This window comes from Blastococcus sp. SYSU D00695 (assembly GCF_054050555.1).
This window is the reverse complement of sequence record NZ_JBJGZP010000001.1, coordinates 125,366-151,377: the sequence shown is the minus strand read 5'-3', so window position 1 is coordinate 151,377 and position 26,012 is coordinate 125,366. Positions and strand designations below refer to the sequence as shown.

The 26,012-nt window shown below is 76.0% G+C and carries 25 protein-coding genes and 1 other RNA gene; 9 read left to right on the top strand and 17 right to left on the bottom strand.

Going from position 1 to position 26,012, the window contains the following annotated elements:
* Positions 1–42: 42 nt before the first annotated feature.
* Both ACI781_RS00795 and ACI781_RS00790 read right to left on the bottom strand, forming a co-directional pair.
* Positions 43–900 carry an alpha/beta fold hydrolase gene (locus tag ACI781_RS00795; protein WP_456564301.1) on the bottom strand — a complete coding sequence of 286 codons (858 nt, stop codon included), beginning with the start codon at positions 898–900 and terminating at the stop codon, positions 43–45.
* 62 nt (positions 901–962) lie between these two features.
* Entirely contained in the window at positions 963–1,151 is a 189-nt protein-coding gene (locus ACI781_RS00790) for a hypothetical protein (RefSeq protein WP_456564164.1), read from the bottom strand.
* Between the two features lie 312 nt (positions 1,152–1,463).
* Here ACI781_RS00790 and ACI781_RS00785 point away from each other — a divergent pair, with 312 nt between their 5' ends.
* Together ACI781_RS00785 and ACI781_RS00780 are read left to right on the top strand one after the other, a co-directional pair.
* Positions 1,464–2,135, top strand: a complete 672-nt coding sequence (locus ACI781_RS00785) for a DUF998 domain-containing protein (RefSeq protein WP_456564163.1) — start codon at positions 1,464–1,466, stop codon at positions 2,133–2,135.
* Positions 2,132–3,001: an alpha/beta fold hydrolase gene (locus ACI781_RS00780; RefSeq protein ID WP_456564162.1), complete on the top strand. Its 870-nt coding sequence runs from the start codon at positions 2,132–2,134 to the stop codon at positions 2,999–3,001. The genes ACI781_RS00785 and ACI781_RS00780 overlap by 4 nt, the downstream gene beginning before the upstream one ends.
* Positions 3,002–3,211: 210 nt before the next feature.
* Here ACI781_RS00780 and ssrA read toward each other — a convergent pair.
* The 13 genes from ssrA to cutA all read right to left on the bottom strand — a co-directional run bounded on the left by ssrA (position 3,212) and on the right by cutA (position 16,167).
* Positions 3,212–3,585: a transfer-messenger RNA gene (ssrA, locus tag ACI781_RS00775) on the bottom strand.
* 173 nt (positions 3,586–3,758) lie between these two features.
* Positions 3,759–4,898 carry a magnesium and cobalt transport protein CorA gene (locus ACI781_RS00770; protein WP_456564161.1) on the bottom strand — a complete coding sequence of 380 codons (1,140 nt, stop codon included), beginning with the start codon at positions 4,896–4,898 and terminating at the stop codon, positions 3,759–3,761.
* A 248-nt stretch (positions 4,899–5,146) separates the two neighbouring features.
* Positions 5,147–6,757 (bottom strand): SLC13 family permease, encoded by a 1,611-nt coding sequence (locus ACI781_RS00765; RefSeq protein WP_456564160.1) that lies wholly within the window; start codon positions 6,755–6,757, stop codon positions 5,147–5,149.
* A gap of 78 nt (positions 6,758–6,835) precedes the next feature.
* Positions 6,836–7,705, bottom strand: a complete 870-nt coding sequence (locus ACI781_RS00760) for an SCO6745 family protein (RefSeq protein ID WP_456564159.1) — start codon at positions 7,703–7,705, stop codon at positions 6,836–6,838.
* Between the two features lie 57 nt (positions 7,706–7,762).
* Complete coding sequence (locus tag ACI781_RS00755) at positions 7,763–8,146, bottom strand: VOC family protein (protein ID WP_456564158.1); 384 nt, start codon at positions 8,144–8,146, stop codon at positions 7,763–7,765.
* A complete protein-coding gene (locus ACI781_RS00750) occupies positions 8,143–9,039 on the bottom strand; it encodes an amidohydrolase family protein (protein WP_456564157.1) in 897 nt (298 codons plus the stop codon). Before ACI781_RS00750 ends, ACI781_RS00755 begins: the two co-directional genes overlap by 4 nt.
* Positions 9,036–9,959 carry an NADP-dependent oxidoreductase gene (locus tag ACI781_RS00745; RefSeq protein WP_456564156.1) on the bottom strand — a complete coding sequence of 308 codons (924 nt, stop codon included), beginning with the start codon at positions 9,957–9,959 and terminating at the stop codon, positions 9,036–9,038. The genes ACI781_RS00750 and ACI781_RS00745 overlap by 4 nt, the downstream gene beginning before the upstream one ends.
* Positions 9,960–10,317: 358 nt before the next feature.
* Positions 10,318–10,794, bottom strand: a complete 477-nt coding sequence (gene smpB / locus ACI781_RS00740) for an SsrA-binding protein SmpB (protein WP_456564155.1) — start codon at positions 10,792–10,794, stop codon at positions 10,318–10,320.
* A gap of 213 nt (positions 10,795–11,007) precedes the next feature.
* Positions 11,008–11,901: a permease-like cell division protein FtsX gene (gene ftsX, locus ACI781_RS00735; protein WP_456564154.1), complete on the bottom strand. Its 894-nt coding sequence runs from the start codon at positions 11,899–11,901 to the stop codon at positions 11,008–11,010.
* A gap of 41 nt (positions 11,902–11,942) precedes the next feature.
* On the bottom strand, positions 11,943–12,632 hold the full coding sequence (gene ftsE, locus ACI781_RS00730; RefSeq protein WP_456564153.1) for a cell division ATP-binding protein FtsE: 690 nt from the start codon (positions 12,630–12,632) through the stop codon (positions 11,943–11,945).
* A 163-nt stretch (positions 12,633–12,795) separates the two neighbouring features.
* Positions 12,796–13,908, bottom strand: a complete 1,113-nt coding sequence (gene prfB / locus ACI781_RS00725) for a peptide chain release factor 2 (protein WP_456564152.1) — start codon at positions 13,906–13,908, stop codon at positions 12,796–12,798.
* Between the two features lie 66 nt (positions 13,909–13,974).
* The gene (locus ACI781_RS00720) at positions 13,975–15,744 is read right to left on the bottom strand and encodes a putative bifunctional diguanylate cyclase/phosphodiesterase (protein ID WP_456564151.1); all 1,770 of its coding nucleotides are present in this window, start codon (positions 15,742–15,744) and stop codon (positions 13,975–13,977) included.
* Positions 15,745–15,759: 15 nt separating this feature from the next.
* Complete coding sequence (gene cutA / locus ACI781_RS00715; protein WP_456564150.1) at positions 15,760–16,167, bottom strand: divalent-cation tolerance protein CutA; 408 nt, start codon at positions 16,165–16,167, stop codon at positions 15,760–15,762.
* A gap of 61 nt (positions 16,168–16,228) precedes the next feature.
* On the opposite strand from cutA, the gene ACI781_RS00710 reads away from it, so the two are divergent.
* From ACI781_RS00710 to ACI781_RS00685, 6 genes are all read left to right on the top strand, one after another.
* Positions 16,229–16,465 carry a hypothetical protein gene (locus ACI781_RS00710; protein WP_456564149.1) on the top strand — a complete coding sequence of 79 codons (237 nt, stop codon included), beginning with the start codon at positions 16,229–16,231 and terminating at the stop codon, positions 16,463–16,465.
* Between the two features lie 133 nt (positions 16,466–16,598).
* Complete coding sequence (locus ACI781_RS00705) at positions 16,599–16,979, top strand: group I truncated hemoglobin (RefSeq protein ID WP_456564148.1); 381 nt, start codon at positions 16,599–16,601, stop codon at positions 16,977–16,979.
* Positions 16,976–19,615 (top strand): LuxR C-terminal-related transcriptional regulator, encoded by a 2,640-nt coding sequence (locus ACI781_RS00700; protein WP_456564147.1) that lies wholly within the window; start codon positions 16,976–16,978, stop codon positions 19,613–19,615. The genes ACI781_RS00705 and ACI781_RS00700 overlap by 4 nt, the downstream gene beginning before the upstream one ends.
* 178 nt (positions 19,616–19,793) lie before the next feature.
* Positions 19,794–20,555: a septum formation family protein gene (locus ACI781_RS00695; protein ID WP_456564146.1), complete on the top strand. Its 762-nt coding sequence runs from the start codon at positions 19,794–19,796 to the stop codon at positions 20,553–20,555.
* A 5-nt stretch (positions 20,556–20,560) separates the two neighbouring features.
* Complete coding sequence (locus ACI781_RS00690; protein ID WP_456564145.1) at positions 20,561–21,826, top strand: hypothetical protein; 1,266 nt, start codon at positions 20,561–20,563, stop codon at positions 21,824–21,826.
* Between the two features lie 49 nt (positions 21,827–21,875).
* Positions 21,876–23,879, top strand: coding sequence for a protein kinase domain-containing protein (locus ACI781_RS00685; RefSeq protein ID WP_456564144.1), 2,004 nt, complete (start codon positions 21,876–21,878; stop codon positions 23,877–23,879).
* A 16-nt stretch (positions 23,880–23,895) separates the two neighbouring features.
* On the opposite strand, the gene ACI781_RS00680 is transcribed toward ACI781_RS00685, so the two are convergent.
* Positions 23,896–24,123: a hypothetical protein gene (locus ACI781_RS00680; protein WP_456564143.1), complete on the bottom strand. Its 228-nt coding sequence runs from the start codon at positions 24,121–24,123 to the stop codon at positions 23,896–23,898.
* A 206-nt stretch (positions 24,124–24,329) separates the two neighbouring features.
* On the opposite strand from ACI781_RS00680, the gene ACI781_RS00675 reads away from it, so the two are divergent.
* Positions 24,330–25,268, top strand: coding sequence for a hypothetical protein (locus ACI781_RS00675; RefSeq protein ID WP_456564142.1), 939 nt, complete (start codon positions 24,330–24,332; stop codon positions 25,266–25,268).
* A gap of 30 nt (positions 25,269–25,298) precedes the next feature.
* Here the strand turns inward: ACI781_RS00675 and ACI781_RS00670 are convergent, their stop codons facing one another.
* Entirely contained in the window at positions 25,299–25,922 is a 624-nt protein-coding gene (locus tag ACI781_RS00670) for a hypothetical protein (protein ID WP_456564141.1), read from the bottom strand.
* Between the last annotated feature and the right edge of the window lie 90 nt (positions 25,923–26,012).

The following is a 26,012-nucleotide window of genomic DNA, read 5'->3' as shown; positions in this document are numbered from 1 at the left end:
CCTGCCGGGCACCGTAGCGAGCGCGGGCGCGGTCCGCGCCGGTCAGCGGCCGTCGACGGCGTCCAGGTGCGCGGTGATCGCCGCCAGCAGCGCGGGCAGCACCGCCGGCGCGATCGCGTGCCCCATCCCGGGGACGGTCACCAGCCGCGCGCCGCCGATCACGGCGGCGAGGTGGGCGGCGTGCGGCGGCGGGTTGACCGGGTCCTCGGGTGCCTCCACCACCAGCGTCGGCACCGTGACCCCGGCCAGCTCGGCGGCGCGGTCCAGCCCCGCCTGGTCGGCCAGCGCGTGGGCGGTCGACCCGGCCGCGGTGCCGCTGTGGGCCACGACCCGCTCCTCCAGGGCCCGGAACGCGGCGGCGTCGAACGGGACGACGTCGCCGTTGAGCAGGCGCCAGTGCGCCACCCGCCAGTCCAGCTCCCCGGCCTCGTCGCGCTCGGCCCCCAGCGACTCCCACAGCTCCAGCAGCCGCGGGTCCGGGCCCGGCAGGTCCGCCGCGCCCTCGACGTCGGCGAGGCCGGCCCCCAGCGCGGAGGTGGCGAACACCGTGGCGCTGAGCAGCCGGTCGGGGTGGTCGAGCAGCAGCAGCTGCACGAGCGTGCCGCCCATCGACATCCCGACGACGTGCGCCCGCGCGATGCCCAGCCCGTCGAGCAGCCGGACGGCGTCGGTGGCGAGGTCGCGGATCGCGTAGGGCCGGGCGGCGAAGGCCCGCGTGGACCGCCCGGTGTCGCGGTGGTCGTACCGGATCACGCGGTGCCGCCGCGCCAGCGCGTCCACCAGCTCGTCGGGCCAGGTGAGGCCGCTGGCGTTGGCGCCCATCACCAGCAGCAGCGGCGTCCCCGCCGGGTCACCGCGCTCCTCGGCCCACACCTGCACGTCCTCGGCGACCTCGACCATGTGCTGCACCGCCGCAGCCTGGCACCGCCCCCGGCCCGCGGTCGACCGGATTGCGGGAGGCGTCAGCTGTCCTGCTGCGCCTCGAACGCCCAGGTGAACAGGTCGCGGAAGCCGGCCTCGTCGGCCGGCGCCCCGTCCTGCGCGACCTGCTGCAGGAACAGCATCCGGTGCTCGTCGACGGCGACCGCGAGCAGGGAGGTCACCGTGACCGCGGAGCCGTCGGGGGCGGCGGCGCTCAGCGTGAGGGCCACGCCCCCGCTGACGTCACCGACCTCCGGCACGTCGAACGCCCGCAGGACGGTCCAGGAGCTGGTCGGGGTCCGCCCTGGAGCCCGCCTCCGACGACGGGCTCCCGGAGGACCCGGCCGCATGCCGGCCAGGCGTGGGCGTGGTCGTCGGCACGGTCCGGGGCCGGCCCGTCATGCTGGTCCCCGACCCGAGCCCCCGGTCGCGGACCGCCCGTCCGCCGGCCGTACCGAAGGGACGCTGACCTGCGCACGGACCCCGAGACGACGCACCCGCCATCCAGGGTCCCGCTGTGGGGGTGGGTCCTGGCCGTCGCCGTGGTCCTCTCCTACAACACGTGGCTGCTGGCCGCCCTCAACCCCCACCCCCGGCCCCTGAGCGGCTTCATCTCCGAGCTCGCGGCCGGCGGCCAGCCGTTCTCCTGGCTCTTCCGCGCCGGTGACGGCCTGACCGGGCTCCTCCTGCTCCTCCTCGCCTGGCGGGGACGCACGGGCTGGCGGAGCCGGTACGGCGCGGCCGCCGGGTGGGTCGCGCTGTCACTGGCGCTGGCCGGGGCGGCGACGATCCTCGACGTGCTGGCGCCCATGGCCTGCGCGCCGACCTTCAGCCCCGCCTGCCGGGAGATCTACGACGCCGCCCAGTTCGGGTCGGGGTTCGCGCTGCACACCGTCGCCTCGGTGCTCGTGCCGCTCGGCGTCGCGGGGAGCCTCGTCGCCGCCGGGCTGGGCCGTCGCGGCCTGTCGGGGAGCGGCGGGGTCGGGCACTTCGCGCTCGCCGCCCTCACCCTCGTCCTCGGCCTGGGCAGCTGGGTCGTCGAGCTGACCCGGCAGTCCGGGCAGGGCTACGTGCAGGCCGTCCAGGTGGTCCTCTTCTCCCTCTGGTTCGGCGCGCTCGCGCTGTCCGCCGCGGCCGGCCACCGGGCGGCCGGCGCCGGACGGACCGTGGGGCTGCAGCCGTCCCCCGGGCCGGGCGCCGGCAGCAGGGCATGACGGTGCGCGCAGAGGACCCGCTCGGACGCTGGGCCGTCGAGGTGGTCGACGGCTCCACCCACTACCTCCGTCCCCGGGGACCGTCCCCGGACGCGGGCGCCCCCGGCGGCGCCCCGCTGCTGCTGCTCAACGGCTGCGCCCTGCCCGCTGCGTGCTGGCTGCCCGTCCTCAACGCGCTGCCCGACCGGGACGTGCTCGCCATGGACCGCCCGGGTTTCGCCGGCACCCCGTGGGACGGCCGGCTGCCGGACCTCCCCAGCGAGGTCGCGGCGGTGCGGCGGGTCATCAGCGGTGCGGGGCGGGGCCGGCCCGTGGTCGTCGTCGCCCATTCCATGGCCGCCTTCCGCGCCGAGGCGCTCGCCCGGCTGCACCCGGAGCTCGTCGCCGGCCTCGTGCTCGTCGACCCGTCGATCGAGAGCCTCCGCGAGCGAGGGCGTGCCGACCTGCTCGTCCGGGAGACCGTCCTGCGGGGACTGGCGGCGGTGTCCGGGTGGGGGCCGGTCCGCTCGCTCGCCGCGCGGGCCGCGGATCGGGGGTTCCGGCAGCAGACCGCCTCGAGCGGTCTCGACGGCCGGGTCCTCAGCGAGCCCTACCGGAGCCCGGACACGCTGCGGTCGATCGCCGCGGAGTTCCTGAGCTACCGGCGGCAGGCGGCCCAGCTGAGTGCGCTGCGGCGGCGGACGGGGCCCCTGGCGCCCCCCACCTCGGTGCTCCTCGCCCCGCCGCTGCCGGATGGACGACACCGCGCCGTCCTCCGGGCGAGCGTCGCCCCGCAGCGGTGCGTGGAGCTGCCCGACTCCGGGCACCTCGTGATGCTCGACCGCCCCGACGCCGTGGTCGCCGCGATCGGAGCCCTCCCCCGCTGAGGGCTGCGACCCGTTGGCCCACCTCCGTGATCATCGTCAGCCGGCTGCCCCCACCCGGCGCGTCGGCCACCACCTGCCGATGATCACGGCGGGGTCGCCCGGCGGACGCACGTAGGGCCCGGTCGTCCGACCGGGCCCTACGTGGTGGAACGGGGGTTCACCTGGGGGTCCCCTCCGAGGGCCGGATCCGGCTCCTCGAGGAGAACTCCTGGGTGGAGGTGGCGGGAATCGAACCCGCGTCCTACGACGCATCACCAGGGCTTCTCCGAGCGCAGTCCGCTGCGTCTCTGCTCGACCCCACCGATCCCACGAACAGGTCGGTGTGACGGGCCCAGTCACTGTGAGATGTCCCCGCCGCTCCCGTGACCGGAGCGGAAGGTCAGTCACCTAGCTGATGCCAGGATCCGGGCCGGTGACGAACCCGGGCTGACAGAGTCGCCTCGCTACTTAGGCAGCGAGGGCGAACTCGCGCTGACTGGAGTCGGCGCTTGTGTTGTTTGCAACGCGTGGTTTACGAGCTCATCGTTGCCTTCCTCGGCTCGCTTCCCCTGGTCATCCGACCGCAGTCGAGACCAATCACCCCCTGTGTAGTTGTGCGCCCAGGGTAACGGCACCGTCCAGGCGGTTGTTCCCCGCCACGCGCCACTCCCGGCCGGGCCCCCGCCGCTGCTCTTGCGGTGTTCCTCGTGCTCTCGCGGTCCTGCAGCACCGCACGAGGTCGCACGACACCGCAAGAGCACCCCGCCGGAGGCGCCCGTCAGATCCAGTTGCGGCGCTTGAAGACGGCGTAGAGCGTCACGCTGACCCCGACCATCAGCACCAGCGCGAACGGGTACCCGAGGTGCCAGTGCAGCTCCGGGATCTCGTCGAAGTTCATCCCGTAGACGGTGCCGACCAGCGTCGGCGCGAAGAGGATGGCCGCCCAGGCGGAGATCTTCTTGACCTCCTCGCCCTGCGCGATCGAGGCCTCGGTGAGCTCCCGGATCTCCTCGTTCTGCCGCTGCGCCACCAGGGTGGCGTTGACGGTGAGGATGTCGCGCAACTGCAGCCGGAAGCCCTCGACGCGCTCGATCACCTGCGTCACGTGGTCGGCGACGTCGCGCAGGTAGCTGCGCAGCTCCTCGTCGACGCCGTACTTGTCGAACCCCGCGGTGATCGCCCCGAGGATGCCCATCAGCGGCGCCGCGGCGCGCTGGAACTCCAGCACCTCTTGCGACAGCTCGTAGATGCGCCGGGAGACGCCGGGGTCCCCGCGGAACACCTCGGTCTCGATCTCGTCGATGTCGTTGGACAGCCCGGCGACCACCGGCGCGTACCCGTCGACGACGGCGTCCAGGATCGCGTACAGCACCGCCTCGGGCCCCTTGGCGAGCAGCGCCGGCTCGCTCTCCAGCCGGCGGCGCACCCGCGACAGGTCCGGCGACTCGCTGTGCCGGACGGTGATCGCGAAGTTGCGCCCCAGGAACAGGTGCAGCTCGCCGAACTCGACCTCCTCGGCGGCGTCCAGGTAGCGGGCGGCCTTGAGGACGACGAACAGGGTGTCGCCGTAGCGCTCGAACTTGGGCCGCTGGTGGGCCTGGATGGCGTCCTCGACCGCGAGCTCGGGCAGCGCGTACTGCTCGGCCAGCTCCCCCAGCTCGGCGGGCGCCGGCCGGTACAGGCCGAGCCAGACCATCCGGTCGTCGAAGCCCTCGGTCAGCCACTCGTGGCTGTCGGCGGCGGTCTCGGGCGTGGCGACCCGCCGTCCCCCGGCGTAGACGGCGTTGTCGACGATCAGCGACGGCTTGCCCGCGGCCGGCGGCGGGACCTCGGCGGGCGCGGGACGGCGGACGACCTCCGTGCGCGGGCGGCGCAGGGTGGTGAGGGCGGTGAGGGGCGCGCGGCGGCGCTCGACCATGACGGACTCCCGGGAGACGCTGGGCGGAGGAGGCAGCGGTGGTCCCCTCCGCGGCGCACCGCGGCGCGGCGTCAGGCGGGGAGGACCTCGGGACTGGGACTGGGCGGCTCGCCGAGCATCGCGTCCACCTCCCCGGGTCGGTCGGCCGGCGTCGCGCGGGCCGCCGTCCATCGTGACACGACGTGAGCGCCGCGGACCGCCCGCAGGACGGAGATCACCCACCCGTCACCCGCCGGACACCCGGCGGGTCAGCGCAGGACGATCGAGATGAGCGCGGGCAGGAGCGCCACGATGAGCAGCGCTCCGAGGACGTCGAAGCTGATGCCCGACCGGATCATCTTCGTGATCGGCACGACGCCGGAGCCGTACACGATCGCGTTCTGCGGCGTCGACACCGGGAGCATGAAGCCGAACGAGGCCGCGAACGTCGCCGCGAGGGCCGGCACGAACGGGTCGATCCCCGCCGCGGCCGCGACCGGGATGACGATCGGCACGACGACCGCCGCCGAGGCGGTGTTGCTCGTCGTCTCGGAGATGATGATCGCCAGGACCACCGCGAAGACCGTGATCGCGAAGGTGCTGGTCAGGCCCAGCCAGTCGGCGGAGCTGGTGCCGATGGTCTCGGCCAGCCCGGTGTCGGCCAGCAGCGAGCCGAAGATGATGCCGGTGCCGAACAGCAGGATCGTGCCCCAGTCGATCTTGGCGGCGTCGGACCAGTTGAGCGTGAACTCCCGCTGCTTCCAGTCGGTGGGCAGCAGGAACAGCAGCGAGGCACCGAGCACGGCGACCACGCCCTCGTCGAGCCGGTCGCTGACCGTCGTGTAGACGTCGGACTCGGTGCCCGCGACCAGCGCGATGACGCCGGGGAGGATCCACAGCGCCACGGTGATGACGAAGGCGGTCAGCGTGTTGCGCTCGGCCCGGGTGACCGGCCCGATCTCCGCCCGCTCGGCGGCGATGTACTCGGCGACGCCCTCGATGCGCTTGATCTCCGGGCGGTTGAGCAGCAGCAGCACGAGCGCCAGCGCCACGAACATGAGCGCGCAGATCGGCAGCGCCATGAGCATCCAGTCGAGGAAGCCGATCCGCTCGCCGGTGGCCTCCTCGATCAGCCCGCGGCCGATCAGGTTCGGCGGCGTGCCCACGGGGGTGAGCAGGCCGCCGACGCTGGCGCCGTAGGCGAGCATCAGCATGAGCGCGGTGCCCACGCGCAGCCGCAGCGGGTCGAAGTCCGGCTTCACCAGCTCCTTGTCCTGCAGGAGCTTGGCGATGACGGCGAGGATGCCCAGCGCCGTCGGCAGCAGCATGGCCACGGTCGCGGTGTTGGAGACGAACGCCGACAGCAGCGCCGTGATCAGGCCGAAGGCGATGACCACCCGCGCGGTCGAGGTGCCGACCCACCGCAGCGACAGGATGAACATCGCGAACCGGCGGGCGACGCCGTGCTTGAGCATCGCCGCGGCCAGGATGAACGCGCCGATGAAGGTGAACACCGTCGTCGAGCCGAACGGGGACAGCGCGTCGTCGGCCGGCACGACGCCGAGGACGACGATGGCGGCGACCCCGATGAGGCCACCGACCGGGATCGGCACCGGCTCGGTGACCCACAGGACGATGACCCCGAGCAGGACGGCGCCCAGGAGCTGCTGGTCGCCGGGCAGGTCCAGCGGCAGCAGCGCGAAGACGACGGACACCACGGGCGCGAGGAAGAGGCCGACGGTGCGGCGTCCCCGCTCGAAGCGTTCCTCGGCCGGGCTCAGCTGCTGCTCGCCGAGGCTGCGGTACGTCGCGCTCCCCCGGAAGGCCGCGTCCACGTCGGTCCGCTGCACGCTGCCGGGCCTGTTCTCGGTCGCCGTCACGGTGCCCCACCTCCGAGTCGAGTGTGACCCAGGGCACTCGACCCGGCCCGGTCAGCCGGGCAGCTCACCGCGGGCGGCTCACCTGCCGAAGACGCCGTCCGGGTACGCGCCGGCGGCGGCGAGCCGGGCCGACAGGGGCTTGGCGAGCTCCACGACCCGGGCGGTCCGCTCGGCGCCCAGGTGCGACCACGGCTCGAGCGCCAGCTGGTCGGTCTCGGTCTCGATCTCGGCGCGCAGCCGCTCCCCCGCCTCGGTGAGGTCGCCGTCGACGACGAGACCGCGGTCGGCCAGGCGCGCGGCCGCGGCGGCCCACTCCTCGTCGGTCCAGCCGCGCAGGGCCTGCGCCGACGACGGGGTGAACCCGCGCCCGGTCGCGCTGTGCGTCTGCAGGGCCTCGATGCCCGACAGGCCGTGCCGCACCAGGACGGCAATGTGCCCGTCGCCGCGGTGCTCGCGCAGCAGCGTCGCGCCGTGCCACACCTGCAGCAGCGGGTCCTCCGGCCACGGCAGGTCGGCGTGGCCGGCGTACAGCGGCCGTCCCTCGGGGGTGAGCGCGCCGCACGCCTCGCGCAGCAGGCCGGCCAGCTCCTCGACCTCGGGGCCGGTCGCGGCGTCCCCCAGTAGGCGGGTCAGGGAGGCGCGGGCGGCGGCGAACCGGGCGGTGACCACCTGCTCGGGGCCGGCCAGCGTCCAGGCCCGGGGGATGTGGCGGCCGATCAGCGCGGGCGAGAAGTTGTGGAAGGTCGCCGTCACCACGCCCGGCCCGACGGCCCCCATCGGCGCGGATCGGCCGGCGAAGTAGGCCATCCGCCCGGGACGGATGCCGACGGCGGTGAGGTGCTCGTCCTGCTCGGGCGCGAAGTACAGGTGGTTGTGCAGCGGCTCGGTCGCGCGGTGGGCCCGGCCGGCCAGGGCGGGCTCGACGGCGGGCTGCTCGAGGCTGACCATGTCGCCGACCCTACTGAGCTGGCGGCGCGGCGGCAGGCGGACCGGAGAGCGGCGGGGTCAGCGGGCCGGCAGCGTCACGAAGAGGCAGAACGGGTGGCCTGCCGGGTCGGCGAACACCGCGACGTCCTCGTCGTCGGCGGTGTACCCGCCCAGGCGCCGCGCGCCGAGGGACTCGGCGTGCGCGCAGGCCGCGGCGAGGTCGTCGACCTCGAAGTCCAGGTGCTGCTGCATCTGCTGGGTGCCCGGCGCCGGCGGCCAGACGGGCGGCACGTGGTCGCGCTCCAGCTGGAACGACAGTCCCGGACCGCCCGGGCGCAGCGTCGCCCACTCGTCGGTGTCGTCGCGCAGCGGCCAGCCCAGCAGCTGCCCGTAGAAGCGGGCCAGGCCGCGCGGGTCGGGGGTGCCGAGGACGGCGGCGGTGAGGCGGAGCTGCGGCGTCATCGGTCGATCCTGAACAGCCGGGCACCGTTGTGCCAGAGCACCGCCCGCAGCCACTCCTCCCCCAGCCCGAGCCGGTGCAGCGCGGCGAGCTGGTGGGCGTAGGGGTACGGGATGGCCGGGAAGTCGCTGCCCAGCAGCACCTTGTCCCGCAGCGCGGACAGCCGCGGCAGGTCGGCCGGGTCGAAGGGCATGAGCCGCTCGGTGAAGTCCGTGGCGAACATCGTCGTGTCCAGGTGCACCCGCTCGAAGCGCTCGGCGAGGTCGAGGAACTCGCGGTACTCCGGCATGCCCAGGTGCGCGATCACCAGCTGCAGCCGCGGGTGCCGGTCGAGCACGCCGGCCATCGGCCGCGGACCGGTGTGCTCGCCGGCCAGCGGCCCCGAGCCGCAGTGGATGACCACCGGCGTCCCCGTCTCGGCCAGCCGGCCCCACACCGGGTCGAGCAGCGGGTCGCGCGGGTCGATCCCGCCCACCTGCACGTGCACCTTGAACACCCGCGCCCCGCGGTCCAGCGCCTCGGCCACGTAGGCCGGCGCCTCGGGCTCCGGGTGGAAGGTGGCCGAGTGCAGCACCTGCGGGTGCGCGGCGGCGAACTCGGCCGACCAGTCGTTGAGCCACGCGGCCATGCCCGGCTTGTGCGCGTACGGCAGGGTCGGGAACGCCCGGACGCCGAGGCGCGCCAGCACCGCCAGACGGTCCTCGACCGGCTGCGCGTACGTGATCGGCCACGCCGTGCCGTAGTGCTCCTCGGCGTGCGCGAAGTACGACCAGACCTTCGCCTGCACCCGCTCGGGCAGGAAGTGCACGTGCCCGTCGACGAGCCCGGGCAGCCCCAGCTCGCGCCAGTACCGGGGGACGTCGGCGTCGTCGGCCGGCGGCAGCACCCCGGTCATCGGACGGTGACGACGACCTTGCCGCGCACGTGCCCCTCGGCGACCAGCCGCTGCGCGTCGGCGACCTGCTCGAGGCCGAACGCCTTCGCGATCGGCACGCGCAACTGGCCGGCGTCGGCCATCCGGCCCAGCTCCTCCAGGTCGTGCCGCTCGGGCCGGACGAACACGTACCGCCCGCCCAGCTCCCGCACGCCCGGGTCGACCACGCTGGCCAGCCGGCCGTTCTCGCGCAGCTGCCGGGGCGCGTCGGCGAGGGTGTCGCCGCCGACCAGGTCGAGGACGGCGTCGACCGGCTCGGACAGCTGCTCGCTGACCGGGCCGGCGTCGTGGTCCAGGCACTCGGCGACGCCGGCCTCGCGCAGGAAGCCGTGGTTGCGCGGGCTCGCGGTGCCGATGACGTGCGCGCCCAGGGCGACGGCGATCTGGACGGCGTTGAACCCGACCCCACCCGCGGCCCGGTGCACCAGCACGCGGTCGCCCTCGCCGACGTCCAGCGCCTCGGTCAGGGCCTGGTAGGCGGTCAGCCCGGCCAGCGGCAGCGCGCCGGCCTCGGCGAACGACAGCGACGCCGGCTTGTGCGCCAGGCAGCGCTGCGGCGCCGGCACGAACTCCGCCTGGGTGCCCCACTGGACGTCGTCCCGGCGGACGTAGCCGAACACCTCGTCACCGGGCGCGAAGTCGACGACCGCCGGCCCCGCCGTCTCGACGACGCCGGCGACGTCCCACCCCGGGACGATCGGGAACCGGTGCGGGAAGGACGACCGCAGGGCCCCGGCCCGGATGCCGGCGTCGACCGGGTTGACGCCGGCGGCGTGCACGCGCACCAGGACCGTGTCGGGGCCGACCGGCGGCTCGGGCAGGTCGTCCCGCAGGGTGAGGACGTCGACGTCCCCGAACCGGTCGTAGGCCACTCCGCGCATGCCGGCCACCGTATGGCGGCCGGCCGGCACCGGCTCGTGCAGCCCCGCCGCCGTCCCGCCGCACCCGCTCGTGGTGCCCGCCGACCCGGCCCCACCGTCCCCGTCCGCAGGCCGCGCCGCCCCTGCCGACCCCGCCGCCCCTGCCGCACCGCGGCAGTGCCGCGCCGTGGTGGCCACCGCCGCGCTGCAGCGCGGCACCCGCCCTCGCACTGCGGCACTGCCGCGGGACGGCGGGGTCGCGGGCGAGGGCATCGACGACCGTGCTGCGCGAGGGGCAGCGGCAGGTCGCCCGCGGTGGGTCAGCGCCGGTGGGTCAGCGCCGGTGGGTCAGCGCCCGCGGGTCAGCGCCCGCGGTGGGTCAGCGGCGGCCCTTCACGTACCGGCCGAACGCCTTCTGGATCTCGCGACGGGAGTCCCGCTCGGCCAGGTCGTGGCGCTTGTCGTAGCTCTTCTTGCCCCGCGCGAGGGCGAGCGTGGCCTTGACCCGGCCGTCCTTGAAGTACATGTCCAAGGGCACGAGCGTCAGCCCGCCCTCCTTGGTCTTGCCGATCAACTTGTCGATCTCGGCGCGGTGCATGAGCACCTTGCGCTTGCGGCGCGGGGCGTGGTTGGTCCACGTGCCCTCGGTGTACTCGGGGATGTGGACGTGCTGCAGCCACACCTCGCCGTCGTCGATGCTGGCGAAGCCGTCGACCAGCGAGGCGCGGCCGGCACGGAGGCTCTTCACCTCGGTGCCGGTGAGCACCAGGCCCACCTCGAACGTGTCGAGGATCGAGTAGTCGTGCCGCGCCTTCTTGTTCTGGGCGATGAACTTGCGCCCCTGCTCCCGCGGCATCCCCCCAGGTTACCGGCGTCCCGCCGGCCACCCTCCCCCTCACGCCGAGATCGGCGATCTCGGCGGCATCAGACGCTGATGCTGCCGAGATCGCCGATCTCGGCACCCGGTGCGGGTGCAGGGAGGGCGGGTGCAGGGAGGGCGGGGAAGCCGGGGGCGCCGGAGCGGACGCGCGCGGGGGATGCGCGCGGGCGCCGGGTGGTGGGTGCGGGGCTACAGGCGGACGTAGAGGCGCAGCGTGACGTACGCGGCGATCGCGGCCAGGCCGACACCCGCGGCGGCGATGATCGGCGAGATCGTCGCGATCGCGCTCCAGTCGACCGGCGGGATGATGCCCGCCTTGATCGGCCCGGCCAGTGCCTTGTCCACGAACAGCAGCTTGGTCAGCACCAGGCCACCGATCGCCAGCAGCGCACCGATCAGGCCGGCCAGCGCCGCCTCGAGGATGAACGGCAGCTGGGTGTACCAGCGGGAGGCGCCGACCAGCCGCATGATGTTGGTCTCGTTGCGCCGGTTGAACGCCGCCAGCTGGATGGTGTTGGAGATCAGCAGCAACGCCGCCAGCGCCTGCACCACCGCGACGGCGATGGTCGCGTTGCGGGCGCCGTTGAGCAGGCTGAACAGGCGGTCGAGGAAGTCGCCCTCGTCGCGCACCTGGTCGACGCCGTCCGCGCCGTCGGGGAACGCCGCGGCGATGACGTCGTAGCGCTCGGGGTTGACCAGCTCGACGCGGAAGCTCTCCGGCAGGGCGTCGGCCGGCGTGTTCTGCACGAGTTCCGGCTGCTGGCTGAACTGCTGCTGGAAGCGCGCGTACGCGTCCTCCTTGGACTCGTAGAGGTAGTCCTTCACCTCGCCGTCGTCCTCGAGCTGCTGCAGCTGGGTCTCGACGGCGGTCCGCTGCTCGGGCGTGACGTCGTCGGCCAGGAAGATGGAGACCTGCACCTTGTCGTAGTAGATCTCCTTCATGTCGGAGATCATCCCGGCGATGAGCAGGCCGGTGCCCATGAGGCCGAGCGAGATGGCCGTCGTCAGGATCATCGCGACCGTCATGGTCAGGTTGCGACGGAGCCCGGTGGCCACCTCGGACAGGACGAAGTTGACGCGCATGGATTCCCTGTTCTGAGTTCAGTCGGGGGCAGCCGGCCGCGTCAGCGGCCGACCCCGTACACACCGCGCGACTGGTCGCGGGTGATGACGCCCCCGTTGAGCTCGATCACGCGCCGGCGCATCGAGTCGACGATGTGGTAGTCGTGCGTCGCCATGATCACCGTGGTGCCGGTGCGGTTGATCCGCTCCAGCAGCAGCATGATCCCCTCGCTCGTCTCCGGGTCGAGGTTGCCGGTGGGCTCGTCGGCGAGCAGCACCAGCGGGCGGTTGACGAAGGCGCGGGCGATGGCGACGCGCTGCTGCTCACCACCGGAGAGCTCACCCGGCAGGCGGTTGGCCTTGCCCTCGAGGCCGACCATCTCCAGGACCTCGGGGACGACGCGCTTGATCGTGCGCTGCGGCTTGTTGATCACCTCGAGCGCGAAGGCGACGTTCTGCTCCACGGTGCGGTTGCGCAGCAGGCGGAAGTCCTGGAAGACGCAGCCCATGGTGCGGCGCAGCTTCGGGACGTTCCACTTGCTCATCGTGTTCAGCGTCTTGCCGTTGACGATGACGTTGCCCTTGGTCGGGTCGTCCTCCTTCAGCAGCAGCCGCAGGAAGGTCGACTTGCCCGAACCGGACGAGCCGATGAGGAAGACGAACTCGCCCTTGTCGATCTCCGTGGACACGTCATCGAGGGCCGGCCGCGAGCTGGCCGGGTACATCTTGGTGACGTGTTGCAATTCGATCACGAGGCGCCACGGTACCCGGCCCGGACCCCGATCCCCCGCCTCCGCGCGGAGACGCACCGGAGCGATCTCGCGGACCGTGACGACCGGGCCGCGACTGCCCAGGACGGCGGTCACGCACCGTCGCCCGCAGGCCCCGGATGTGACGACCGCGACGGTGCCCGGATCAGTTCGCGGGGACGCTCTCCTGCTGCTTGCGCCACCGGATGCCCGCCTCGATGAACGAGTCGAGGTCGCCGTCGAGCACGCTGGAGGGGTTGCCGCTCTCCACTTCGGTCCGCAGGTCCTTGACCATCTGGTACGGGTGCAGCACGTAGGAGCGCATCTGGTTGCCCCAGCTGCTGCCCTCGCCCTTGAGCGCGTCCAGCTCGGCCCGCTGCTCGGCCTGGCGGACGACGAGCAGCCGCGCCTGGAGCACGCGCAGCGCCGCCGCCCGGTTCTGGATCTGGCTCTTCTCGTTCTGGCAGGACACCACGATGCCGGTGGGGATGTGGGTCATCCGGACGGCGGAGTCGGTGGTGTTGACGCTCTGCCCGCCGGGGCCTGACGAGCGGAAGACGTCGACCCGGATCTCGTTCTCGGGGATGTCGACGTGGTCGGTCTGCTCCACCACGGGCAGCACCTCGACCCCGGCGAAGGAGGTCTGCCGGCGGCCCTGGTTGTCGAACGGGGAGATCCGCACCAGCCGGTGGGTGCCCTGCTCGACCGAGAGGGTGCCGTAGGCGTAGGGGGCCTTGACCGCGAAGGTGGCCGACTTGATGCCGGCCTCCTCGGCGTAGCTGACGTCGTAGACCTCGGTGGGGTACTTGCGCCGCTCGGCCCAGCGCAGGTACATCCGCATGAGCATCTCGGCGAAGTCCGCCGCGTCGACCCCGCCGGCCTCGGAGCGGATGGTCACCAGCGCCTCGCGGGCGTCGTACTCCCCCGACAGCAGCGTGCGGACCTCGAGCTCGTCGATGGCCGCCCGGATGCTCTCCAGCTCCCGCTCGGCCTCGGCCGTCGTCGCGGCGTCGTCCTCCTCGGCGGCCATCTCGTGCAGCAGGCCGACGTCGTCCAGCCGGCTGCGCAGCTCCTCGACCCGGCGCAGGTCGCCCTGCAGGTAGGAGAGCTTGGAGGTGAGCGCCTGGGCGGCCTCGACGTCGTTCCACAGGTCCGGCGCGGCGGCCTGCTGCTCGAGGTCGGCGACCTCCTGGCGCAGCTTGTCGACGTCGAGCACGGCCTCGATCGACTTCAGGGTCGTGTCGAGCTCGTCCAGGACGGCGGAGAAGTCAGCAGCCACGCCTACCGAGGGTAGTGCGCCGCGGGCGGGTGCCTCGGGACGGCGCCCACCGCGACCGGGCCGGTGTCAGAGCGCGGTCGCGGCGCGCTCGGCGATCAGGGCGGCCCACGGCACCGGGCGGTCGCCGTTGTGCGCGCGGATCCAGTCCGGGATCTCGGCGGCGGGCATCGGCCGGGCGAGGTGGTAGCCCTGGGCGAGGGTGCACCCCAGGCGGGTGGCCAGGGCCAGCTGCTCCGCCGTCTCGACGCCCTCGGCGAGGACCCGCATGCCACAGGCGCGGCCCAGCGCCACCACGGCGGCGATGGCCGCGGCGGTGTGCTCCTGCCGGCCCTCCGGGAACGCGACCAGGCTGCGGTCGATCTTGAGGACGCCGGCGGGCAGGTTGACCAGCTGGCCCAGCGAGGAGAACCCGCTGCCGAAGTCGTCGATGCACACCTCGACCCCGCCGCGGCGCAGCTCGGCCAGCTGCGCGGCGGCGCAGGCCGGGTCCTCGGCCACGGAGGTCTCGGTCAGCTCGACGACGAACTGCTGCGGGTCGAGCCCGGCCGCGGCGACCGCGCTGCGGACGTCGCCCACCAGCGTGCCGGAGGACAGGTGCCGGGCGTGCACGTTGACGCCGGTGACCAGCACGACGCCCTGCCGCCCCCAGGCGACGGTCTGCTCGGCGGCCTCCCGCATCACCCAGCGGGTCAGCGGCCCGAGCAGGTCGTACTGCTCGGCGACGGGCAGGAACTCCCCCGGCGGCAGCAGTCCCCGCTCGGGGTGCTGCCAGCGCACGAGCGCCTCGGCGCTGGCGAAGAAGCGGCTGGCCACGTGCAGAATCGGCTGGTAGTGCAGCACCAGCTCGCCGTTGTCGATGGCCCGCGCCAGGTCGCTGCCCAGCGCGGCCCGGCGCTCGGCGGCGCTGCGCAGCTCGGGCACGAACGACCGCACCGAGCCGCGGCCGTGCGACCGCGCGTCGCGCAGGGCGAGGTCGGCGTCGCGGATCAGCTCGGCGGGGCGGACGGCGGCGCAGCGCGGTCCGGCGGTGGCGACGCCCGCGCTGACGTCCAGGCGCAGGGTGCGGCCGGCCACGTGCACCGGCTCCGCGAGCGCGGCCCGGCACCGCTCGGCCAGAGCCGCGGCCCCCTCGGCGGGGCACCCCGGGGAGACGAGGAGGAACTCGTCGTCGCCGAGCCGGCCGAGGACGTCGGAGTCGCGGGCCACCATGCCCAGCCGGCCGGCGACCTGCCGCAGCAGCTCGTCGCCGGCGTCGTGGCCGAGGGAGTCGTTGACGTCGGTGAAGCCGTCGACGTCGACGAGCACCACCGACACCGGCCCGCGGCGGGGACGGCGCAGCTCGGAGTCGAGCAGCTCGTGCAGGAAGGCCCGGTTGGGCAGCTCGGTCAGCGGGTCGTGCCGGGCGAGCCAGGCCGACTCGCGCCGGGCCCGCACGCGGGCGGTGATGTCGGCGTGGGCGACGAGGAACCGTCCGGTGTCGTCGACGCGGGCGGCGTGCAGCCGGTAGGAGCGCATCCCGCTGGCGCCGGGCAGCGAGTACTCCTGCCGGACCTCGGTCAGCTCGCCGCGGGCCAGTGCCTGCATGCGCTCGAGGAAGGTCCGGATGACCGGGGTGTCCCCGAGCCGCTCCACCATCGCGAAGTAGTCGGTCTCCCCCGCGGTGCAGCGCAGCTGGTCCAGACCGAGCGCCTCGGTGGTCGCCGTCCAGGCGCGGTTCGCGTGCCGCACCATGCCGTCGGGGTCGACGAGCAGGACCGACGAGGGGAGGGCGTCGAGGACCGCGGCGACCGCCTCGGCCGAGCCGGGCAGGCTGACGTCGAGGGGCAGCACGTGCACGTGCACCTCCAGCCGTCAGGGGCCGCTGTGTGGACCCGGTCCCTCCCCTTTCGGCACACCTCCGTCCGACCTACAGCCGGCCTCCCCCGCAGGGGTGGGGAGGCGCGTCTCGGCCCGGATCCACGCCAGGTACGCCGGGGAGCCGCCGACCAGGGGCAGGGCGATCACGCACGGCACGTCGTAGGGGTGCACCGCGGTGACGTGCTCGACGACCGCCGGGACCAGCGCCCGGCGGGTGTGCAGGGCGACCCGGGCCTCGGGCTCGTCGTGCACCTCCCCCTCCCAGCGGTAGACCGACCGGATGGCGGCGACCTGGTGCCCGCAGGCGGCCAGCCGCCGCCCGACCAGGTCGCGGGTGAGGCCGGCCAGCCACCCGGCGTCGGCGGCCGTCACGACCACCTCGCAGCACTCGTCGTCGTCCACCCGCCCATCGTCGTCCGGAGCCAGGGGTGCGGCGCGGGCGCGGCGGGGTAGGGGGCCTGCCATGACCGACGACATGACGATCGCGATCGACAGCGAGACCTACGTCCTGCGACCCGGGGACGGCGTGGTGAAGGTGGGCCGCCGCACCGGCGGGGAGGTCGCCTGGCTGGACGAGGTGGACCCCGCGACGCTGCCCGACGGGGCCCGCCGGGCCCTGGAGTCCGGCGACACCGGCGACCAGGCGCTGACCACAGCCCTGCGCGGCATCGTCGAGGCCGAGGTGAAGCGGGGCGGCTGACCGGCCGCCGGCCGCCCGGGAGCGCTCCCGCTCCCGGGCGGCCGATCCCCCCGCGGAGGGCGTCGGCCCACTACGCTGCGGCCGTCCGTGCGCCGGGTCCGCGCGCGGCGGGGCGACGACGGCGAGGGAACGGGTGGGCGACGATCGGCTGTTCGAGGCCGTCGGTGGTGCCGCCGCCCTCGACGTCGCGGTGACGATCCTCTACGACCGCGTGGTGGCCGACCCGTCGGTGGCCCCGTGGTTCGACGGCGTCGACGTGCCGGCGCTGCGCGAGCACCAGCGCGACTTCCTCACCGTCGTCCTGGGCGGGCCGGCCGCCCTGGGGACGGCGGCCCGCTACCAGGGCCGCGAGCTGGCCCGGGCGCACGCCGGGCTGGCCATCGACGACGCGGCGTTCGACCGGGTCCGCGACCACCTGCTGGCCACGCTGCGCGAGCTGGGCACCCCGCCGGCGCGGCTGGCCGAGATCGGGGCCCGCGTCGACGCGCTGCGCGGGGACGTGGTGTCGGCGTGAGCGACCGCTCCTGGCCGGTGCTGCCCCGGCCGGCCCTGGCCGGCGCGGTCGCGGCGGCGCTGCGGGCCCCCACGGGTGCCGGCGTCGTGGTCTCCGGCGAGCCGGGCATCGGCAAGACGACGCTGCTCGCCCAGGCGCTGGCCGGTGCCGCGCCGGCGTTGAGCGTGCGCGGGTCGGCGCTGGTCGCCGAGGTGCCCTACGGGGCGCTGCACGCCCACCTGACCGACCTCGACGGCGACGTGCCGGAGAGCCCGCTGGCGGTGAGCCGGGTGCTGGGTCGCGCGCTGCGCGGGTCCGCGGGCGGCGGCCGGCCGGTGGTGCTGGTGGACAACAGCGCGCTGGTGGACCCGCTGTCGGCGCACGTGCTGGCCGGGCTGGCGGAGTCCGGCGCGGCGGTGCTGGCGGTGACCGCGGTCGACCTGGTGGACATGCCGGCGGCGTTCGGGGAGCTGTGGCGCGACGACGTCCTCACCGCCGTCGCGGTGCCCGCGCTGACCGCCGAGGAGACCGGCGACCTGGTCCGCGGTCACCTCGACGGCCCGGTGGCCGCGGCGACCCTGCGGCACCTGGCCGAGCTGAGCGAGGGCAACCCGCTGCTGCTGCGCTACCTGGTCGAGGACGCCGTCGGCTCCGGCGGGCTGGTGCAGACCGAGGGGGTGTGGGCGCTGACCGGCGGGCACCGGCCGGCCGACGGCCGGCTCGCCCAGCTGATCGGCACCCGGCTGGGCCGGTGGTCGGCGGCCGAGCGGGAGGGCCTGGAGCTGGTGGCGCTCACCGACCGGCTGCCGCTGCGGGTGCTGCTGTCGCTGGTCGACCCGGCCGCGCTCGAGCGGCTGGAGCGGTCCGGCGTCGTGGTGGTCGACGGCGAGCCCGAGCCGTCGGCGCGGATCGCGAACCGGCTGGTGGCCGACGTCGTCCGGCGCGGGGTGCCCTTCACCCGCCGCCGGGCGCTGCGCGAGCAGGTGCTCGCCGCGGGCGCGGACCTCACCGGGGGCTCGCCGCGGCAGCTGCTCTCCTACGCGCTGTGGACGCTGGACAGCGGCGCCGTCCTCGACCCGGCGGTGGCCTTGCGCGCGGCGCGGGCGGCGGGCGCGCTGTTCGACCCGGAGCTGGCGCTGCGGCTGGCCGGGGCGGTGACCGGCGAGGAGCTGGCCGCGGAGGCGGCGGCGGTGCGCGCCCAGTCGCTGCGCCGGATGGGCCTGGCCGCGCAGGCCGGGCAGGTGGCCGCCGCCGCGCTGGAGGGCGCGCGCGACCCGGACACGCGGGCGCTGCTGGCCGCCGAGGCCGCCTCCTCGCTGGCGTGGGTGGCCGGCGGTCCCGAGCGCGGGCTGGCCCTGCTGGCCGAGGTGCGCGCGACGCTGCCGCCCGGCCACGCGGCCGCGCCGGCGGGCGCCGAGCTGGCGCTGCGCGCCGCCCGCGGGGAGGCGGCGTCGCTGGTGGAGCCGCTGACCGCGCTGCACGTCGCCGGCCCGCCCGGGCCCCGGCGGCCGGTGGGGGCCCCGACGCCGGACCTGCTGCGGGCCCGCGACGGCGGCGCCTGGCTGGTCGCCTCGGCGCTGCTGGCCGACGTCCTCGTCGCCGTCGGCCGGCAGCGCGACGCCGAGCCGGTGGTCGCGGCGACGGCGGCCGGGCTGGCCGAGCCGGGGATCGACGCCGAGCAGCGCACCGGCGCCGCGCTGGCGCTGGCCCGCGCGCTGGCGGGCCTGGGCCGGGTGGACGACGCCGTGGCGCTGCTGTCGGGCGGCCCCGGCGGCGCGGAGGCGCTGGTGCTGGGCGGCGCGGTGGAGGCGGTGCAGGGCCTGCTGCTGGCCCGCGCCGGGCGCATCGACGCCGCCCGGGGGCACCTGCTGTCGGCGCTGGGCCAGGCCCGGCGGCGCGACCCGCTGGTCAGCACCGGCGCCGCCCTGGCCGGGCTGGCACTGTGCGCCGCCCGCGCGGGGGACGCGGCGACCGCCCGCGCGCACCTGGCCGAGCACGGCGCCGAGCGGTACGCCCCGCACGCGGCCGCGGTGACCGCCCGCGCCTGCCTGCTGGAGGCCAGCGTGCTGGTCGGCGACGGCGGGCTGCGCGAGCTGGTCGAGCTCGGCGCGGCGGAGCTGGCGGCCGGCCGGCCCGGCGACGGCGTGCAGGTGCTGTGGAGCGCCGCCCGGCTGGGCTCCCCCGACGCCGTGGCGCTGCTGACCGCGACCCCGCTCCCGCAGCCGGGGCCGTTGGCCACCGCGGTCGCCGGGCACGCCACCGGGCTGGCCACCGGCGACCCCGCGGTGCTGCTGCGCGCCGCCGAGGCGCTGCTGGACCTCGGCTGCCCCGGTGGCGCCGCCGACGCCGCGACCGCGGTGACCGCGCTGCCCGGCGTCGGCCGGGACACGACACGGGCGGCGCAGCGGGTGCTCACCGCCGTCCGCCGGGCCGCCGGCGCCCCCCGGGGGCCCGGCCGGGCGGCGACCGGGGACGGGTTGACGCCGCGCGAGCAGGACGTCGCCTCGCGGGCGGCCGCGAGGCTCAGCAACGCCGAGATCGCCCGCGAGCTGCACCTGTCGGTGCGCACCGTGGAGAGCTACCTGCAGTCGGCGTTCGGCAAGCTCGGTGTCTCCAGCCGGCTGGAGTTGCGCGACGTGCTCGCCGCGGCGTCCTGACCCGGTACCCCCGCACCTCCGGCACGTCCCGGCCCCCGTACCGGGGCGCCCCGCCGGCCGCCGATCCCCGTACCACGGGGGTGCGTTCCCCGTAGTCGGCACGGTGCTCCGCGGCGCCCGCCGTCCCTAGCGTTCTCCCCGTCCGAGAAGCCCCTCGCCCCGACGGAGAGACGAGACCATGACCAGCACCCCCACCCCCGGCATCGTGAGCCAGGACGACCGCACCGCAGCCCCGTTCGGCGCCCCGGCCGGGGGGCCCGCCTGGTCCTCGTCGGTGCAGCTGCCGCCCTACGTGCCGCCGGCGGCCCCGCTCGGTGCCGCGCCCGCGCCGCGCAGCGGCCGCAGCGTGTCGGTGAAGGTGGGCAGCCTCAGCGTGGCGGGCGCGGTCCTGTTCGGCGTCGCCTACGTCGGCTGGAACGTGTACCGCAGCGTCGACGCCTCCGCCGACGTCGCCCAGGCGGTGGCGGAGACCGTCCGCGACGTGTCCGACGACGTGCAGGAGCAGATCGACTCCGCCACCCCCGACGTCGTTCCCCCCGACGCCCCGATCCCGGGCCCGGGCGGCGCGGCGCCGGGCGGCACCGACGTCCTCACCCTCGCCGAGGGCGACTGCCTCACCGGCGTCACCGCCGGCACCGTCAGCGACGTGACCGTGGTGCCGTGCACCCAGCCGCACACCCACGAGGTGTACGAGGTCACCGACCTGCCCGACACCCCCTGGCCGGGCGAGGCGGCGGTCAGCGCCGCCGGCGACGGGCTGTGCCTGGGCGCCTTCTACGGCTTCGCCGGCATCGACTACGGCTCCTCGGTGCTGCTCACCCAGACCCTCGTGCCGACCGAGGGCAGCTGGGAGGGCGCCGACGACCACGCCGTCGTCTGCCTCGCGACCGACCCGACCGTCCCCGCCACGACCGGCTCCCTCGCCGGCGCGCGGCGCTGACCGCCATGGCCACGACGGCTCCCTCGGTCCCGCCGGTCGCCGCCCGCCTGGCCGGCCGCGCCTCCTTCGTCCCGGGTGACCGGCAGGACTCCAAGCGCGGCCACCCCGCGGTCGACCTCACCCCCTACGCGGCCTCGCGCGGCCTGCAGTACGTCGGCAGCGCCAACCCCAGCGGCTTCTTCGCCGCCCTGCCGCTGGAGCCGGAGCTGCAGTTCAACGTGGTCCGCGGGCCGGTGGGCGACCGGGACTGCTGCCTGTGGCACGAGCGCTACGCCTGGCCGCTGGACGGCGACGACGAGCCGGCCGGCAACCACACCTTCTGGTTCGTCAAGATCGCGCCGCCGATGAGCCGGCTGTGGAACGCGCCGCGCCGGTTCGTCTCCTCCACCGAGGCCGACAACCTGTTCATCACCCTGCCGGCGACGGGCGCCGCGGCCCAGGTGCCCGAGGCCGCCCTGCTGCCCCGCTTCTGGATCACCAACAAGTCGCTGGGCTGGTGGCCGTCGAAGGCGGAGACCAAGCTCGAGGAGTTCGGGCTGCCCGGGCTCACGCTGATGAGCGAGGCGCCGCTGCCCGAGGGGTTCGTGCAGCGGCTGGTCACCGGGCCGCTGGCCGCCGTCCTGCGCGGCGGCGCCGGGCTGCCGCTGTTCGAGCTGGAGTACCGGTTCGGCACGCTGCGGCTCCGGCGCTCCAGCTACGTGTCGACGGTGCCCGAGCTCGACCGGATGCTGCTGTGGGCGCGCGACGCCGGTGACGCGCTGGCCGCCGCGTGCCGGCCGTTCGCCCGGCCGCAGGCGTTCGCCGAGCCGCTGCCGGCGCCGGCCGCCGACCCGGCCGCGCCGTGGGTGCCGCCCACGCTGCAGGCCGCCATCGGCTCCCTGGCCGCCACGTACGGGCTGGTCGCCGAGGACCCGCGCGCCTACGCCGCGGCGCTGCCGACCAACCCGGTGCCGGGGACGGCGTTCGCGGTGCTGCGGGGCGCGCTGCCCGGTCTGTCGCCGGCCGCGCGGCTGGCCCTGCACACGGAGGCGCCGGTGGCCGAGCGCAACAGCGGGCGGACCGCGCTGCTGCTGCCCGCCGGCGACGCCGCCCCCACCGCGCCCGGCGGGGTGGCGGTGGAGTCGCCGACCGACCCGATGCGCTACGCCGTCCGCGACGGGGTGTTCGCCGTGTGGGTGCTGCGCTGGCGGCCGCTGGACGTCGGCGACGTGACGACGCTGCTGCAGCGCGGCGCCGAGGTGGCGCGCGGGATCGGAGTGCTGCCCCGGTGACGGGTCGCTGTGGGACCCTCGGGCCCTGGCGGCGGAACCGGGGGGCGGGGTGCACGGAGAGACCTTCGGCCCCTACCGGCTGCTCGGGCCGCTGGGCCGGGGCGGGATGGGCGAGGTCTTCCGGGCCTGGGACACCGGGCACGAGCGGGTCGTCGCGCTGAAGCTGCTGGCCCCGCACCTGGCCGCCGACGACGGCTACCGCGCCCGGTTCCAGCGCGAGGCGCGGCTGAGCGCGCGCCTGCGCGGCCCGCACGTCGTGCCGATCCACCGCTACGGGGAGATCGACGGCCGGCTGTTCCTCGACATGCGGCTGGTCGAGGGCGAGGACCTGGCGTCGCGGCTGGCCCGGTGGGGCCCGCTGCCGGTGCCGACGGCGCTGTCGGTGGTCGCGCAGGTCGCCGAGGCGCTGGACGCCGCGCACGCCGACGGTCTGGTGCACCGCGACGTGAAGCCCTCCAACGTGCTGCTCACCGGCGCGCCGGCCGACCCCTTCGTCTACCTGGTCGACTTCGGCATCGCCCGGTCCTCCCGGGACGGCGGCGGCATCACCCAGACCGGGACGGCGATCGGCTCCTACGAGTACATGGCCCCGGAGCGGTTCGTGACCGGGCAGGACGTCGACCCGCGGGTCGACGTCTACGCGCTGGCGTGCGTCCTCTACGAGTGCCTGACCGGCACCCGCGCGTTCCCGAGCACCGGCCTGCCCGCGGCGTACCACGCGCACCTGCACACCGAGCCGCCGCCGCTGTGGGCGCGGCGGAGCGACGTGCCCCCGGCCCTGGACGGCGTGCTGCGGCGCGCGCTCGCCCGGGACCCGGCCCGGCGCACGCCGACCGCCGGCGGGTTCGCCGCCGAGGCCCGGCAGGCGGTGAGCGCGCCGGCCGCCGGGCCCGCGGCCGCGTCCGCGTCGCAGCCGGTCCCCCGGCCGGTGCCGCGGCCGACGACGTCCGGGCCGGTGCCGACCTCCTGGTCCGTCCCGGTGGCCACCCCGGCGGCGGGGGCACCCGTCTCCGAGCCCGAGACGCGGCAGGTCGCACCGCCGACCCCCACGCCGGTGCCGGCCCCGGCGTTCCGGTCGGCGACGCCGCTGCTGCAGCCGGCACCCCGGATGCCCGCCGCGCCGTCCCCCGCTCCCGCCTCGCCGTCCCCCGCTCCCGCCTCGGCCCCCGCCGCGCCGGCCCGCGCCCCGCTGTCGCCCGCGGCGCCGTCCCCGGCGCCCGTGGCCGGCCGGCCGGGTCCGTCGTCCGCCGGGCCGGCGCAGCCACCGTCCCGGCCGGCGCCGTGGGCCGCCCTCCTCGCCCGCCGCGCGCGGGGCGGGCGGGCCGACCCGGCACCCCAGCACGCCCCGGCCCCCCAGTACGCGGGCCCGCCCGGGTACGCGGCCGCACCGCGCTCCGCGACCGCGCCACCGCGGTACGCAGCCGCACCGCGCTCCGCGACCGCGCCACCGCGGTACGCGGCGCCGCCGCCGTACCGCCCACCCGGCCCCGCCGCCGGACCGCCGGCCGGTCCGGCGCCGGCGCGTGCGCCGTCCCGGGTGCGCCCGGTGCTGGCCGCGCTGCTGGCCGGGCTGTTCGTCGCGCTCGTGGCGGCCGTGGACCGGGCGGACGGGCAGTACCCGCTGGGCATCGCGGTCGGCTTCGGGCTGACCGCCCTGGCCGGGGAGGTGCTCCTCGGGCTGACGCTCGGCGTCCGGGACGCGCTGGACCGCGCCGGCGGCCTGCTGTGGGTGCTGGGCGCGGTCGCCGTCGGCACGCTGGTGCTGGCCGAGCAGGGCGCGGGCAGCAGCCTGGCCGGGCCGGCGGCGTTCGCGGTGGCGCAGGGCGCCGACCTCGTCGTCTGGCGGCTGGTGCGGCCCGGCCTGGGCTGGCGCGCCGCGCTGGCGGCCTCCAACCTCGTCGGCGCGGTGGCCTACACGACCGTGCAGGTGGCCGCGGGCGCGACCGGGGAGATGGGCGGCGTCTTCCTGGCGACCGCCGTCACCACCGCGCTCACGTGGGCCGCGGCCGAGGTGCTGCGCCCGGTCGTGCCGCGCCGGTGGCGCCGCCGCTGACCTCCCGGCGGAGGCGTCACCAGGTGCGCAGGCCGGCGCTGATCCGCCGGGCCGCGGCGTCGATCCACGGCTGCCGGTCGTCCAGCCCCTCGGCCGCCGCGACCGCGCGGAGGGTGGCCGAGGCGACCTCCACCGGCTGGCCGGCGGCGCGGTCGCAGGCCAGCTCGTAGGACAGCAGGGCGGTGAGGCGGGCCTCCAGCGGGAGACCGTCGAGGGTGGTCCGCCAGTCGTCGGGAACCGTCATGGACCCCCTGCTACCGGCCGGTGCCGCGCCGTATGCGCGCTCCCGGCGTGTCCGGGCCGGCGGCGGCCGGCGTGTCGGGTGGGCCGGCCACAGACCTGACGAGCGGACCTCGTCACATCCGTCACATCCACCCCTCAAGCCCCACGGGACCCGGGCCGATGCAAGGGGTGCGGGCACGAGGCCCGCCCGACTCCCGGAGCAGCCCGATGTCCAGCCGCCGCGCCCTGCGTCTCCCCGCGCTCCTCCTGGCCGGCGGCGCCGCGCTCGGCGGCTGCACCACCGGGGTGACCGGCACCGCCGAGGCGGCCCCGGCCGCCCCCGAGGTGTCGCCGGACTGGACGTCGCTGTCCCTCGCCGCGGCCGGCTGCCCCTCGCGCGCCGCCTGGGTCGCCGACGGTCTGCCCGGCGAGGACTGGGACGCGCTGACGGTCACCACCTCCCGCGCCGACGTCACCGGCGACGGGTCGGCGGAGGTCCTCGTCGTCGGCGCCTGCCCGAGCCCGGTGTCGCAGCCCGGTGAGCACGTCGTCGTCTTCGACGTCTCCCGGGGCGAGCCGGCGGCGCTCGGCGTCCTCGGCGAGGGGATCCGATTCTCCGGCGCCGCCGTCAGCACCGACGGCCCGACGCTCACCGTGTCCGGGACCGCCGTCGCGGGCGACGACCCGACCTGCTGCCCCGGTCACTGGGCCGGCGTCAGCTACCGCTGGACCGGGTCGGCGTTCGCCCTCGCCGACCGGGTCGCGGTCCGCACCGGCCGCCCCGTCGTCGCCGGGGACCTCCCCGACGGCGACCACGTCGGCGTCGTCCGCGCGGTCACCGCCGACACCGTCTACGTCGACCTCGTCGAGTGGTTCGAGGGCCCCGACGCCGCCGCGGCGTGCGCCGCCGACGGGGTGCCGGACAACGGCTGGGAGCAGTGCGGCGCCTACCACGTCCGGGACACCGACGACGAGGTGACCGCGCTGCCGGTCCGCGCCGGAGCGCCCGCCTCCTACCTCGACCCGTGGTCGGCCGAGGAGGTCCCCGTCGCGTCCGTCGGGGCGCTGGCCGGCACCCCCGCCGTCTCCGACGCCGGGCACCCCTACACCCGGCTGACCGTGGCCGGCGGCGAGGTGACCGGGGTCGAGGGCGTCTACGTCCCCTGACCCGCGCACCCCGGCCGCCGGCCGGCCGGCTCAGTGCGCGCCGTCGTGGTGGTGCGCCACCGCCTGGTCGAGCAGGTCGCAGACGTCGACGACGTCGGCGGGGACCCGCAGGACGTCAACCTGCACGACCGCGCCGCTGTCGGGATCGGTGACCGCGCGCGCCAGCGCCGCGTCCTCGGCCCAGTAGACCAGCGGCGGCAGGCCGACGGCCTCGAACGCCGCCTGGAACACCGGGTCGGGCGGGACGCCGATGAGGGACGGGCCGTCGATGGAGGTGACGGCCTCGGAACCGTCGGCGGAGAACAGGTCCCACCCGGCGCCGGAGACCTCGATCTCGTCGAGGGACGCGCCGTCGGAGTGCCGCAGCACGTCGACGGTCAGCGCGCCGCGGTACTCGACGAACGTGGCGCCGTCGGCGAGGACGGTCTCGCGCTGCTCGCCCTGCCGCACGTCCCCGGAGGAGACGGTGACCAGCTCCCCGGGCCCGCCGCAGGCCTCGATGTCGAAGGGCTCGTAGGCCTCCTCGGGGAACGGCGTCCACTCCCCCGCGCCCGCGGGGGCGGCCGGGCCCTCGTCGTCGTCACCGTGGGCGAGGGCCACCCCGCCCGAGCCCAGCACCAGCGTCGCGGTCGCCGCCGCCACCGTGAGTCCCACCCGTCGCACCATCGCTGCCTCCCGTGTCAGGTCCGGTTCCTGTCAGGTCCGGTTCCGTGCGCCGGGACGCTAGGACCGGGCTGCCGGAAC